The 14,640-nt window shown below is 61.9% G+C and carries 5 protein-coding genes; all 5 read left to right on the top strand.

Annotation, left to right across the window (positions count from 1 at the left end):
- The 5 genes from PYK22_RS02975 (at nucleotide 1) to PYK22_RS02955 (ending at nucleotide 14,585) form a co-directional block, all read left to right on the top strand.
- Entirely contained in the window at nucleotides 1-4,929 is a 4,929-nt protein-coding gene (locus PYK22_RS02975; protein WP_041974130.1) for a glycoside hydrolase family 38 N-terminal domain-containing protein, read from the top strand.
- A 201-nt stretch (nucleotides 4,930-5,130) separates the two neighbouring features.
- Nucleotides 5,131-6,861, top strand: coding sequence for a DUF4127 family protein (locus PYK22_RS02970; protein WP_060635298.1), 1,731 nt, complete (start codon nucleotides 5,131-5,133; stop codon nucleotides 6,859-6,861).
- A 144-nt stretch (nucleotides 6,862-7,005) separates the two neighbouring features.
- Nucleotides 7,006-9,102 (top strand): family 20 glycosylhydrolase, encoded by a 2,097-nt coding sequence (locus PYK22_RS02965; RefSeq protein ID WP_041974128.1) that lies wholly within the window; start codon nucleotides 7,006-7,008, stop codon nucleotides 9,100-9,102.
- A gap of 193 nt (nucleotides 9,103-9,295) precedes the next feature.
- A complete protein-coding gene (locus PYK22_RS02960; protein ID WP_041974126.1) occupies nucleotides 9,296-13,162 on the top strand; it encodes an outer membrane beta-barrel protein in 3,867 nt (1,288 codons plus the stop codon).
- A 139-nt stretch (nucleotides 13,163-13,301) separates the two neighbouring features.
- The gene (locus PYK22_RS02955; protein WP_041974124.1) at nucleotides 13,302-14,585 is read left to right on the top strand and encodes a citrate transporter; all 1,284 of its coding nucleotides are present in this window, start codon (nucleotides 13,302-13,304) and stop codon (nucleotides 14,583-14,585) included.
- Nucleotides 14,586-14,640: the final 55 nt, after the last annotated feature.

Here is a 14,640-nt window from a genome sequence, read left to right as displayed (position 1 = left end):
ATGCACAGATACTTGGCGAGACGTTGGTTGCTCTTCTTTGCGTCCGTGTGCGCCTTTGCCGGCGCGGGAGCCGCCGCCGCGCAAGAGATCTCGCGCCTGCCCGACGGCGGGTTCTTCACCGATTGGCTCATCTCTTCGCCTTTCCCGACCGAGATAGACGCCGGCACTTTCGAGAATTTCCAACGCTTCAACATCGAGCGCTTGCCCGAACGCGACTGGCTGGCTCCTTTCGGTGGTCCAGTGGCGATCCAGCCGAAAGAGGGTGCGGTGGCTCGGCCCGACAAGCGCCCGCAAAAAAGCGCCGACGCGAACAGAGACGACGTCGCATCCAGTTTGCCGTTACCTGAAGTCGGAGCGCGTTCCGAACGAGTGGAAGAACGTCCGGTCGAGCTGCGCTGGACCACATACCGTGCGACGAGCGAGAGGTTGGAGTTTGCGCGTCTCTTCACCGCAATCGGCACGGCTTATGCCGCGACGCGCTTCGCGTCACCCGACGATCGCCCCTTCTTCATCGAAACGGACGGTTTTTTAGGCGCGATCTGGTTGAACGGCGAGCGCATTTACGACGGGTTCAGCTTGCAAGCGCCGCGCGTTGTGCTGGCGCGCGCGCGAGCGGGCGAAAACCTTCTGCTCGTGCGCGCTACGGGCGTGCGCAACGATCCGTGGCGCACGGACGGCGGTTGGACGGCACATGTCCGCGTATGGCATGCGCGCTTCGCTGAGAACGGACTCGTCGCCGGCGCGCTGCGGACGACCGGCCTCTTTTTCGCCGATGGCGACGGCGCGCGCGAACGTCTGCGGCTGGCGGTGGCGAACTTGACCGGCGGTTCGATCCGCGACATCAACATCGAAGCGCGTGATGGCGAACGCATGGCGCAAGCCTCGCTCGCCGATCTTGCGCCGGGCGAGTTGCGCGAAGTGGAGATCGCCATGCGCGTCGCCGCCAAAGAGTCGGCGAAAAGAAGCGCCGACGTCATCCTTCGAACGGGCCGCGACGAGATCGCGTGGCGAGCCTTCTGGACGCAACCCGCAGTGCCGCCCGATGGACGGATCTTCTACTTGGAAGGCTTTCACGTCGATCCCGTCTATCTTCACGATCAACGCGAGTACGCGCGCATCACGCTCTCGAACATGAATCAGTACCTGAATTCGATGCGCGCCGATAGTCGTTACGGAGTCTTCTTCTCCGAGATCGACTACGTGAAGCCATACGACGACACCCACCCGGAAGATCGCGCGCTGTTGCGCGAAAAGGTGCGGAGCGGACAGGTCGGCACGGGCGGTTCGTACAACCAGTTCAACGAACCGACCATCGGCGGCGAAGCGATCGTGCGCAACATCCTCTACGGACGCCTTTACCACGAGAACGTGTTGGGCGACCGCCCGCGCGCCTTGGCGTTGTGGGACGTCTTCGGACACGTGCCGCAGATCTCGCAGATCGCGCGCAAGAGCGGATTTGACGGCATCGTCTGGTCCAAAAAGATTCAAGGTTTTCCGCCTTTCTTCTTCGACTACGCGCTCGACGGCTCGCGCCTTCTTCATCGCCGTCTCGACTACGCCTATTCGTTCTCCGGATTCGGCAGCGGCAAGAACTACAGCTTGGATGCTTTTCAGCGGATGACGTTGCGGAAGTTCGAAGAGGCGCGTTCTTTCGGCTCTTCGGTTGACTTGCGCATCAACGCGGCCGATTTCACTCCGCCGTGGATCAATCTGGCCGGCAACGTCGAGCGGCTCGAACGTTCGTTGCCGAAAGTGGAAGTCACAGGACAGGCGCAGACGCGCTTCTTCGACGCGCTCCGTGCCGAGATCGCCGCGGGCAAAGTGCGCGCGCCGGTGACTTCGCGCGACAAACTCTTCTTCCACGTCGGCGTCGCCGCCGCGCGCAGCGATCTGAAAGTCGCGCACCGTCATGCTGAGAACATGATACTTGCGGCGGAGCGATTCAGCGCCATCGCCTATGCGCGCGGCGCGAACTATCCCGACCTCGCTTTGGACAAAGCTTGGCGCCAGATCCTCTTCGGCAGCCACCACGATGCGATCACGGGGACGCCGTCGGACAACGCCTTTCTCGATCTGGTCCACGGCTACCGCGAGGCTTACGAACTGGCGCGCGCGGCGCGCGATGACGCCTTGCGTTTCATCGCCGCGCAAATCGACACGCGCGCGCCCAAAAGCTCACGCCGAGGCGCCCTGATGCCGCTCGTCGTCTTCAACCCGCTGGCGTGGGAGCGCACGGATCTGGTGCGCGCGCGCGTCCGGCTTCAAACGCCCGCACGTTCCTTCGTCGTCCGCGATCGCGATGGCGCAATCGTGCCCCATCGCCTCGTGCGCGCCGAGCGCGACGCAGCGGGCCGAACGCTTTCGGTTGAGGTCGCCTTCGTCGCGCGCGCGGTTCCCTCGCTCGGTTACAAGACCTTCTTCGTCGAGGCGAGCGACGACGCCGGAACCGATCTCGCCAGCAAGCGCGAAGAGAACGCCATCGAGAACGAGTTCTATCGTGTCGAAGTCGATCCGGCGCGCGGCGGGGCCGTTCGTCGCATCTACGACAAGCGCGCGCGGCGCGACATCGTGCGCCTTGCGGACGGACATCTGGCGAACGAGATCGCCGTGCTCGAAGAAGATCTCTCGAAGAAGAACGTCATCTATCCGGCGTGGGAGTTCTGGACCACCGGCAAGAGAAGGTTTTCGACCGCACAGCCGGCGCGCGTCGCGGTGAGTCGAGAAGGACCGACGCAGCGCATCGTCGTCGAAGGAACGCTCCCGGCGATGCGCGGTTACCGGCAAGTGATCGAGCTGCACGATGGCGTCGAGCGCATAGACTTTCGCACCGAGCTCATCGAGTACGGCGGCAAGGATGAACTTTTCGTCATCAACTTTCCGCTCGCTTTGTCGGGCGGAGCGCTGATCACCGAAGAGCGTTTCGGCGTGGTCGCGCGCAACGGAAGTCGCGGCTTTCTCGATTTTCGCTCCAACACGGACAAGCTCGTGTCGGGCGCGCCCGTTTACGCGGTCTATAACTGGGCCGAATACGGGCAGACGCTGCGACTCCTGTTCTCCGACCATAACGGCCAAGAGGTCGCCAGCGTCGCGTTGAAACCGACGGCGCTCGTGCGACCATCGGGCGATGTTTACGACCAACTGACCGAACGCATCGTCGCCGCGCTGATTCGCCGCGGCATCAGCGTGACGCCTTTTGCCGACGACGGCGAGAGCGCGCGGCGCGCTCGGTTGACGATCGAAGATTCGACCATGCCGCGCCGCGTCAACGACGATCTCGGTTACCATTCGTTTCGCATCCTGCTCGGTGGACCAGCCGAGAGCGAGCACGTGCGCCAAGCGCTCGCGCGGATCGACGACGCATCGCGCGCGCGCTTCGCGCGAGAGTTGGAGAATGCGGGGCGCGCCTTCCTCTTCTTCTACGACCGAATGCCGAATGGATGGCCGCCGATGCCGACGCTGATCGTCGCCGGGCGCGATGCGGAGAACGTCCGGCGCGCGGTGGAAGAGCTGCTCGCGCCGATCCTACGAGGCGAAGAAGCGCTGCGCCTGCCAGCGGAAGCGCTGGCGGAACGAACGAACGCGCGCGTGCCGGATTACGGCGTCGCCGTCATCAACAACGGGACCATCGCCGCCAGCCTCGAACGCCCCGACACGCTGACGCTCTTTTTGACGCACACTGCGCCGTGGCCCGGCGTGAACCTGCCGTTCGACTTCACGCCGGAGCACAAAACGCACATCTTTTCGTATGCGCTCTACCCGCACGAAGGCGACTGGCGGCGCGCGTTGGTCGTGCGCCGCGGGTACGAGTTCAACAACCCGCTCGTCGCCGTGCAAACTGCTGAGCAGAGCGGACCGCTGCCGCCGGAGCACAGTTTCATGCGCCTTTCGGCGGAGAACGTTGTGCTTTCGGCGCTGAAGTTGGCGGGCAATCCACAGGCGAGCTTTCACGCCGGCGAAGCCGACGGCGAAAGGCCTTTTATCCTTCGGGTCTACGAAACGGAAGGGCGCGCGACCACGGTGGAAGCGACTTTCGATGCGGCAATCGGCAAAGTCGAGCGCGTCGATCTCGTCGAACGAAGAGCGACATCGAACGACGGCGTGCACAGGACTGGCGAACGGGCTTTCGCTTCCGCCATCGACGGTTTCGCCATCGAGACGTTCAAAGTCCCGGTGGCGCGCCGCGCTGCGACCGGAACGACGATCGGCGCAACGCGCGAACCGGTCCAGCCCGTGCCGGCCCGCTACTGGATGCACAACATGGGCGCCGCGCCCATCGGCAACGATCCCGTCAAGATCGCGGTACGCCCCGTCGAGCAGATGGGCCAGTTGACGAGCTTCGCCTACGACGACAAGTACAATCAAGGCGGCACGACCACCGCTGCCGTGCGCGTCTTCGTCGTCAACAACTTGCTCGATCGGCGCGCGCGCGGGCGAGTCGAAATCGAAGTGGCGCCTGATTGGCGCGCCGTGCCGTCTGCGTTCGACTACGACATCGAGCCGGGCGGGTGGATGGCGCGCGATGTGGTCGTCTTGAGTTATCCGGTGAAGAAGGGATTGGAGTGGGCGCGCGCGTCCGGGTTGATCAAGGCGCGCACGGAGTTCGGCGGCCAAACCTACCAAGACACGCTCGAAGTCGGACGGAGCTTTCGCCTCGAATGGCGTATCGAACGAACGGGCGAACGAGTGCGCGCCGTCGTCCGCAATCCGCACCGGCAGCGTCTGGAGGGGAGCATCGCGCTGATCTTGCCGCCGGAAGTCTGGCTCGACGACGATGATCTGACGGCGCGCGAGCAAGGGTTCAGTGTCGGTCCGGGTCAGACGGTGACGCTGGAGTTTCGCGCGCCGCAGCGCGGCGCATGGGCCATCGCGCGCCTCGCTTACAACGGGCACGTCGAATATCGGCGCGCGGACGCAGAGGACGGACGATGACGGCACTTCGGGGCGTGAAGATCGAAGATGAAGTTAGCGGGATTTGCTAAGCGAGTAGTTGTATTGAGATCAACTCTCCCGAGCGAGGTGAAGATCGAGGATAAAGTCGGCGGGATTTGCTAAGAGCGAAGCTCGCTTCGTGGTTGATCTCGTCGGCTGATGGCTTTTCGCGAGCGACGACGGTTGAAGAAGATGATAATGATGAAACGGGTTCGGACGGCGACCACCGCCGTGAAAGATGTGAAACCGAAACTTTTTGTTCGTTTGTGCGCGCTCTTGCTTTCGCTGGCGTTGGTCTCGGCGATGGGAACTGTCAAGGTCAAAGCGCATCGCGAGACGAGGCCGCGCGCGCGTGTGTTGCTGATCCCGCTCGATGATCGCCCGCCATGTTTGCAGTTCGTGGTCATGCAGGGGCGGATCGCCGATGCGGAAGTGGTCGCGCCGCCGCGTGACCTGCTGGGCCGGTTCACCGAGCCGGGCCAACCGGAACGGATCGCAGCGTGGGTGCGCGCGCAAGATCTACGTTCGTTCGATGCGGCGGTGATCTCGGTCGACATGCTCGCTTACGGCGGGCTGGTCGCTTCGCGCGTGCATCGTGTGCCATTGGAGACGGCGCGCCGGCGCTTGGAGTTGGTGCGTGAGATCAAGCTGCGCGCTCCGCAGCTTCCCATTTACGGCTTCAACGTCATCATGCGCCTTGCGCCCACTGCCGATGGCAAGAATGAGGCTTACCGTGAAAAGCTGGCGCGGTGGGCCGAACTGGCTTCGGAAAGCTCGCGCGACGCAAAAGCCGCCGCCGAAGTCGAGCGATTGGAGCGCGAGATTCCCAAAGAGGCGCTGGAAGATTACAAACAGGCCCGGCGACGAAACCTCGAAATCAACCGGGCCAGCATCGCGCTCGTCAAAGACGGCGTCTTCGAGTTCTTGATCTTGTCGCAAGACGATGCCAAGCCGCGCGGCGTGCACGTCGCCGACCGCGAAAGCTTGATCGCCGAAGCGCGTCGCTTGCAGCTCGAGGATCGCGTGCGCGTGCAACCCGGCGCCGACGAAGTGGCGATGCTGCTCTTGTCGCGCGCGCTCGCCCGACGATTCGACTACCACCCGCGCGTTCATGCCATCTACTCTTCGGAGGAGAAGCGACTCCGCGTCGCCCCCTACGAGGATCGCCCGCTTCACGTGACCGTGAGTTTTCAGATCGCCGCCGCTGGCGCGCGCGAAGTGGCGACGGCGCGCGAGGCCGATCTGCTCTTCTACGTCTATGCCTCGCGCGATGAGCCGGGGGCGGCGCGCGCCTTTGCCGAAAGGATCGCGCGCGATGTCGAAAGCGGACGGCGCGTCATCGTCGCCGACATAGATTTCGGCGGAGCGGTGCAGGGCGCGGGCGAGGAGTTCACCGAAGAGTTGCGGCGGCGAGGCGTCTTCCCGCGCTTATTCGGCTACGCTTCGTGGAACACGGCGGGCAACACGATCGGCACGGCGCTGCCGCAAGGCATCCTCTTCGCGCTCGCTGTGGACCGGTTGGCGACCGATTCGGCGGCAGCCGAACGAATCGCGCGCGCGCAGATGAAGTTCCTGCTCCACCGCCTGATAGACGATTATGCATATCACTCGCTCGTGCGCGTAGACGTAAACCGCAACATCGCACCTCGGTTCAAGCTGAACACCATGCGGCTCGACGCGCAAGGGACGCGCATCATCGAAGGGATCGCGCGCGCGAAGATGCGCCCTTACGTTGAAAGTCTGTGGCGCGATTTCGCTAGCAACGCTTTCACCTTGCCTAAAACGGACGGCGTCAGTTTAGCTCTAATTCCGAGATCGATCGGCAACTTCACGTTGACGTTGCCTTGGGGAAGGACGTTCGAGGCTGAGATAGATTTCGATCTTCACGTCGCCGTAGAGTCGAAGGCGAACGAAGATCAGCGCGCTCGATGATTAAAATCGCTCGCGTCAACGCTCGTGAACCGAAGTCAGCGTTTCATGCCATGCGAAAGGCGTTGGGGGAGATCGGGCGTTGATCGCGATCGGTGAACGAAAAACGCGATTCGTTGCAAATCCTGTGCTGCCGGAGGAAAGCGAATGTTAAGAGCGATCGGTTCGGTGATCTGTCGCTTCGCTCTATCGATGCTCGTCTGCTACGAGATCGGTGCCGTCGCGCAACCGGGCGTGCCGCTGCAGGTCATCCCGCGTCCGAAACAGATCGCACCGACGGGCGAGAGTTTCCGCCTCGATCGAAGCGTGCGCCTTGAGTTGGCCGATCCGAAGTCGGAGGATGACCGTTTCGCCGCGCAAGATTTCATCGATGATGTGCGCGATGTGGCCGATGTCGCGTTGAGGATCGGCAGAGGTCGAAGGATGATCCTCATCGGGATGTTGGACGATGAGAGGATACGTCGCGCCCTCGCGCGTAAAGGGGTGAGCGTTCCGGCGGAGTTGAATGAAGAGGGATATGTCTTGAACGTCTCATCAGATGAGGTCATCGTCGCCGGGCGCACGACGGCGGGCACGTTCTACGGTTTGCAAACGCTCAAGCAGCTTGTGCGCGGCGATGGAGCGAACGCTTACATTCAAGGGGCGCGCATCATCGACTGGCCCACCATGCGATGGCGCGCTGTCTCCGATGACATCAGCCGCGGTCCCGTGCCGACCGTCGAGTACATCAAACGGCAGTTGCGCACTTTCGCCTTCTTCAAGCTGAACATGCATTCGTTCTACATGGAGCATGTTTTCGGCAGTCGCGCACATCCTTTGATCGGACCGGAAGGCGGCGCGCTCACGCCCGATGAGATACGCGAGATCATCGCTTACGCGCGCCGTTTGCACATCGAGATCGTCCCCGAACAGCAGACCTTCGGCCATCTGCACAAGGTGCTCAAGACGGAGAAGTACAACGCCTTGGCCGAGACGCCTTATGGCGACGTGCTGACGCCGCAACAGGAGGGCACATACAAGCTGATCGCCGATCTTTACCGCGAAATCAACGAGCTCTTCCCGGGCCGATTCTTTCACATCGGCGCTGACGAGACGTTCGAACTGGGCGAAGGACAGAGCCGCGAAGCGGTGCGTCAGCGCGGCGTCGGCGCGGTCTACTTCGAACACCTACGGCGCGTGCGCGATCTGCTTCAACCGTATGGGCGGAGGCTGATGTTCTGGGGCGACATCGCGCTCAATCATCCCGATCTGATCGGCGAGATACCGCGCGACATGATCGTGATGAACTGGGCCTATGGGCCGCGCGAAAGTTACGAGTCGCGCCTCAAGCCTTTCAAAGATGCCGGGCTGGACCAGTTCGTCTGCCCCGGCGTGCAAAACTGGAATCAGATCTTTCCGAACAACGATGCCGCGGCCATCAACATCGTCAACTTCGTGCGCGATGGGCAACGCGCGGGCGCGCTCGGGATGATGAACACAAGCTGGGATGATGACGGAGAGACGCTTTTCGAGATGACCTGGTATGGCATCGTGCTCGGCGCGGCGGCGGCGTGGCAAGCGGTCCCGTTCGATCTCGAAGCGTTCGAACGCGATTTCGATTGGGCCTTCTTCCGCAGCGAAGGCGATCGTTTCGTGCGCGCCATGCGCACACTGGGGAGCGTCAATACGCTGCTCGGCGTGGGCTCAAGCGATCAACTCTTTTGGCAAGAGCCTTTCACGTCGGCGTTCCAAGAACAGGCGCGCGCCCTGCACGATAAGACGAAACGGATGCGCCTGATGGTCGAAGAGGTCGAAGAGACTATCTTGCGCGAACGCGCGCGCGTGCGCCGGAACCGCTCCACGCTCGATGCGATGCTCTTGGCGGCGCGGCGCTTCGATCATCTGGGGCGCCGAATGCAAGTGATGGAGCAACTGAGCGAGCGCTATTGGGACGCTTATCTAAATCTGAACGACCGACGGCGCGTGCGCCGGCTGACGCGCTACACCGGGGCGATCTACAACGATCTGCGCGAGATGGCCGAAGAGCTTGCGGAGTTGAAGCGCGCTTATCGCGAGCAGTGGTTACGCGAGAATCGCCAATATTGGTTGGATAGCGTGCTGGCCCGATACGATGCGATGATCGCCACGTGGTTGAACAAGAGCCGCGAACTCGATGAGGCGCTGCGGCAGTATGAGCGGAGTTCGATTCTGCCGAGCCCGGAGGAGTTCGGCCTGGGCCCACGCCCCGACCGGGGCGGGCGATGAGGATGGGCGGTCCGGGGCCGCGCGCGGCTCTCGGCGCGCGACGGGCGGAAGGGCTCTGCGCGCGCCGCTTCGGAGGGTATTGACTTCCGGCGGCGGTCTGAGTTAAAAGTTCAAGCGTCTGGTATAGTCCACTACTCCGGTAGTCGTCTCAGCCGGAAACTCGAAGATCTCGTTTCGCGAAGGAGTGAAGCTCATGAAAAGGTTTGGATTCTCGCTGCTGGCCTGCCTCGCCTGTTTTGCCCTCCCGATCAGAGCGCAGACGATCACCGCCACCATCGCGGGCACGATCACCGACTCTGCGGGCGCCGTCGTCCCCGGCGCGACCGTCACGGCCACTTCCAAAGAGACGGGGATCAGCCGAAGCGTCGTGACCGACGGCGAGGGACGCTACACGATCCCGTTCTTGCAGCCTGGCGTTTATGACATCAGCGTCGAGGGGGCGGGCTTTGCGCGCCAGGTTCGCCAGAACGTGCGATTGGAGGTGGCGCAGACGGCGACGCTCGATTTCGCCTTGAGCGCGACCGTGCAGGAGGTGGTGGAGGTTTCGGGCGAGACGACGCCGCTTCTGCAAACCGAAACGTCGCAGCTTGAGACGACGATCGAGACCAAACTGCTCGAGGATCTGCCGACGGCCAATCGCAACATCTTCAACTTTCTCCCTTTCGTTCCTGGCGTGATAGATGTCGGCGCGGCGCTCGGTTCTCCGGATAATCAAGTTGGTTCAGCGGCGAACCGCAACTTCTTCGATTCGAACTTTTCGGTCAACGGCGGGCGCGCTTCATCGAACGATGTGTTGCTTGATGGGGTGACGAACACGGTGGGCGATTTTCAGGGCGTAGCGGTCTCGCCGCCGCAGGATTCGATCCGCGAGTTCAAAATTCAATCGGGCGTTGCGCCGGCCGAGTTCGGGCGCACTGCTGGCGGCATCGTCAACATCGCGACGCGCGCCGGGACCAATCGTTTCCACGGTTCGCTTTACGAATATTTTCAAGACGACAAGCTGAACGCTAACGGTTTCTTCCGCAACAAACAGGGGTTGCCGCGGATCGATGTCAACCGAAATCAGTTCGGCGGGGCCATCGGTGGGCCGGTCTATCTGCCGCGTTTTGGCGAAGGCGGACCGGCTTTGTGGAGCGGCAAGGATCGGACCTTCTTCTTCTTCAATTACGAGGCGAGGCGAGAGGACAATCCTTTCACGCGCGAGTTGCTGACCGTCCCGACGGCGGCGGAGCGGCGCGGCGATCTATCGGATCTTCTGGACCGCGCGCGCGTACTGGGTTTTACGTCGAGCAATGGGACGCGCACGGAGTACTATTTCGCGCCGGGGAATCCGAGTGGGCCAGCCGGAGCGCCCGTCCCCTTCGGCCAGATCTTCAACCCTTATGGGCCGCTCGTCCCCTATTACGTTGATACCATCACGCCGCAGGGCGTGCGGACGCGCACCGTCGTGCAGGGGCGACCGGCCTTCCCGAACAACGACTTGAGCAGTCTGCCGGTTTGCGCTCCGGGGCCGCGCACTTCCGCTTGTCTCGATCCGGTCGCGCTCAATGTCTTATCCTACATCCCGCTGCCAAACTCTTCGGGGACGCGATTCGTCAGTCCGGTTGACGGTCAGCCGATTCCGGGCGTCATCAACAACTTCATCATCAACGATACATCACGCTTTACGCGCGACATCGTCGCGGCGCGAATAGATCAGAAGGTTTCAGACAAGCAGAGCTTCTTCGCGCGTTTTTCGTACGAAAAACGCGTCGATGCTTTCCCGAACTACTTCAAGTCGCCGGCTTCGAACGCGCGCACGATACGCGACCAATTCGGCAATTTCACGTTCAATCACGTCTACGCTTTCAGCGCGAGCGTCATCAACAACGCGCGCTATGGTTACACGCGCGTGCGGGCCAATCAGCGTCCGAACGGGCAAGGTTTCAATCCGACCTTGCTGGGACTTCCGCCATATTTGCTCGTCAACGCGGCGAACCTCCAATTCCCGGATTTTACCATCGGCGGCGGCTCTGATGGTTTGACGCCTCCTGGGCAGATCAACAGCAGCACGATCGGCGGCGCGGGCAACAATCAACCGCGAGATGTGCATACGGTGGCCGATGCGGTGACGATCATCCGCAGCTCGCACACGATCAAAGCGGGCGGCGAGTTCAGGCTATATCGCTTCTATCCGTTCCAGTTCTTCACGCCGGTCGGTTCGTTCAGCTTCGACCGGACGTGGACTCGCGGTCCGGTGGCGACCGTCTCTTTCGCCAACTCTGCAGCTTCCGGTTCGGCTTTGGCTTCATTCCTGCTCGGCCTTCCATCGAGCGGCAATCGCGAGATCGTCACGCCGTTGACGCTCTACAAGCATTACAAAGCGGCTTTCGTTCAAGACGATTGGCGCGTCAAGCGTAATCTTACGCTGAACATTGGCCTGCGTTATGAGCTCGAGCCCGGGACGGCGGAGGTGCGTCAGCTTGTGACGAACTTCGATTTCGATGCGCCGTCGCCGCTCAACGGTCGCGTCCCCGCGCCGACGGATCCGTTCGTGCGACAGCTCAGCCCGAACTTCACCAACTTACGCGGTTTGCTCTCCTTTCCGAAAGGCCCGCAGACGCGCGCGAACCATCTGTTTGCGCCGCGCGTCGGGTTCGCTTATGGGATCAACGAGAGGACGACCGTTCGCGGTGGTTATGGGATCTTCTATTTGCCGCTCGCGCTCGAAAATCCAACTGCGCAAGGGACCAACTTCACCACGAGCTTGATCCAGTCGTCGCAGACGGCGCAAGTCGGCGCGGGGACGGTCTTTCTGACCGATCCGTTCCCGAACGGCTTGCCCGGACCGGTCGGCAATTCGCTCGGCGCGTTGACCCGTTTGGGCGATCAAGTCTACGCCGTCGAGCCGGTGCGGAAGAACTCCTACAATCAGCAGTGGAATTTGGTCGTCTCGCGTCAACTGGCACGGAACCTCGTGCTCGATCTTGCGTATGTTGGCAGCCGCGGCGTGCATCTGCCGGTGCAGCAATTGAATCTCAACCAACTATCGTCCGCGGTTCTCGATTATGCGCTCAACAACTACTCACAACCGAACTCATGTAGCAGTTTGTCGAGCGCGCCGTTCACCTTGAACATCCCATGCGCTTCGCCCGCGGCCTTCCTCAATCAGATGGTCCCCAATCCGTTCCAAGGTTTGATTCCAACTTCGCCATCTTTCAACGGCGCGTTTATCCCGCGCGCGCAACTTCTCCGCCCATATCCGCAGTACACTGCGGTCCTGTGGTTTCGCCCGCTCATCGGCGACAGCAAATACAATGCGTTTCAAGTCAACTTGCAGAAGCGCTTCAGCGATGGGCTATCGGCTGTCGTCAATTACACGTGGTCGAAGCTGATGGATACGAGCGGAGTGGGCAACGGCGCCGCCTTTTTAGATCCGACGCCGGTGCAAGACGTCTATAACTACAAAGGCGGAGAGTATTCGCTTTCAACCCTCGATGTACCGCACCGCTTCACGGCGACGTTCACCTATGAGTTGCCTTTCGGTCGCAAGCGTCGTTTCGGGCGAAATTTGAATCGCTTCGTCGATCTCTTCTTGGGTGGTTACCAAGTGAGCGGGACTGTGATCCTTCAATCGGGTGCGCCGATTCAAATAATCGCAGATTCGTTCACGGGATTGACAACGTTGGCTGGAGTGGGTAACGCCGTGCGTCGCCCCGATCGAGTTGGACAGAACGGTTTCAGCCGCGAAGATCTACGCGACGCGGCGCGTAATGGGCGCGCGGTCTTCAACACGGGGGCGTTCGCTTCGCCGTCAGCGTTCAAGTTCGGCAACGCGGCGCGCACGTATGACGACATTCGGCGCGATCAATATCGCAACGTCGATCTGTCGCTCTTGAAGAACTTCACGTGGAACGAGGGGCGGCAGAAGATTCAACTCCGCGCCGAATTTTTGAACGCTTTCAATTACGTCGTCTTCGGCACTCCCGAAAGGAACGTCAACAGTCCGAACTTCGGCATAGTCACAACACAGGGCAATCGCCCGCGCATCATCCAACTTGTGGCGCGATATACTTTCTGAAAGGCGAATGTTGGAGGGCGGATCTCGCCTCGGAATATTCGATCTTGCCGGTCCAACTCGCCTGAGATCGGACCGGCAAGATCGGCGGTGCCAGATTCGATTTCGTTTTATGCGCCGGCGATGATCGAGCTTTAAACCCATGAGCGGTCCATTGCTTCTTTTAGTCTTCGCTCTCTTTGCCGCGTTGATGTTTGCGCGCGCCGTTCCTGCGATCATCGCCGTGCCAGCGATGGCGGTCGCAGTCGCCGCTTTGGTCGGCGCGCCGCTCCCGGTAATTCTCAATGATGTGGTCGCCGCCGGAGCTGTAAAGCTTGCGCCTGCCTACGTCGCCGTCTTCGCCGGCGCGATGCTCGGGCGCGTGATGATTCAAACGCGCATCGCCGAAGAGATCATCAAGCGCGCGGCGGAGTATGGCGGGGATCGCCCAATGATCGTCGCCGCGGCGTTGATGGCCGTAACGGCGATCCTTTTCACTTCGCTCACCGGACTCGGCGCGATCATCATGGTCGGTTCGCTCGTGCTGCCGATCATGATGAGCCTCGGGATCCCACGGAAGCTCGCCGCCGTCTTCTTCCTGATGGCGTTTGCGACCGGCTTCGTCTTCAACATTGCGCTGTGGCGCTTGTATCGCGAGATTCTTCAAATTGCACCTGATGCTCCGTTGCCGCCGGAAGTGGCGCGGTTCGCCCTGGGCCTTTGCGCGATTACGGCGGCAGCGGTCGCCATCTACGCCTTCATCGCCGCGCGGCGCGCGCCGGAGCTTCGTTTCTGGGCCGTGACGACCAAAGAGGAGATACTCGCGCGCACCGAGGGCAAAAGGCGCGTGCCGCTCGTCGCCTTCCTGACGCCGTTTGTGCCGCTCGTGCTTTACGTCGGATTCGGCTGGCGCGAGCTTCCGGCCTTTTTCGCTGGCGCGCTCTTCGGCGTGTTGTTGACCGAGCCGCGCGCCGCCGTGCGCACGCTCTCGGCTTCCGCCGTGCGCGGCGTCGAAGATGGCGCGCCGGCAGCCATCTTGATGATCGGCATCGGCATGCTTTTGAACGCGCTCACTCTGCCTGCGGTGAAAGAGGCGCTCGCGCCGCTCGTTGCGGCCATTCCCTTACGTTCGCCCGCAGCTTACGTGCTCTTCTTCGGGCTGCTTTCGCCGCTGGCGCTCTATCGTGGGCCATTGAATCCGTTCGGTGTCGGCATCGGCGTCTATTCGATCATGTTTGCGACCGGAGCTTTGCCGCCGCTCGCGCTTCTTGCGGCGATCATGTCGGTCGTGCAGGTGCAGAACGTGTGCGATCCGACCAACACGCAGAACGTGTGGGTCGCCAACTACGTCGGCGTGCGTGTCGAAGAGATCACGCGCGCGACTCTCCCGACGATGATCATCGTCTGCCTAATTGGCCTCGTGCTCGGCGCGGCGATGTTCTTGTAGCGCGGAGAAACGGCCTCTTTCCGAGACAATCGGCTTCGGCCCGATGACGGACGGA

This window comes from Pyrinomonas methylaliphatogenes (genome assembly GCF_000820845.2).
GTDB lineage: Bacteria > Acidobacteriota > Blastocatellia > Pyrinomonadales > Pyrinomonadaceae > Pyrinomonas > Pyrinomonas methylaliphatogenes.
Note: the sequence above shows the minus strand (reverse complement) of the source record. Positions and strands in the feature narration are given on the sequence as shown.

Bases quoted from the DNA above. Each gene is read 5' to 3' on its own strand.
- PYK22_RS02970 (WP_060635298.1), top strand. From the start codon at position 5,131: ATGAAACGGGTTCGGACGGCGACCACCGCCGTGAAAGATGTGAAACCG.
- PYK22_RS02965 (WP_041974128.1), top strand. From the start codon at position 7,006: ATGTTAAGAGCGATCGGTTCGGTGATCTGTCGCTTCGCTCTATCGATG.
- PYK22_RS02960 (WP_041974126.1), top strand. From the start codon at position 9,296: ATGAAAAGGTTTGGATTCTCGCTGCTGGCCTGCCTCGCCTGTTTTGCC.
- PYK22_RS02955 (WP_041974124.1), top strand. From the start codon at position 13,302: ATGAGCGGTCCATTGCTTCTTTTAGTCTTCGCTCTCTTTGCCGCGTTG.
- PYK22_RS02975 (WP_041974130.1), top strand. From the start codon at position 1: ATGCACAGATACTTGGCGAGACGTTGGTTGCTCTTCTTTGCGTCCGTG.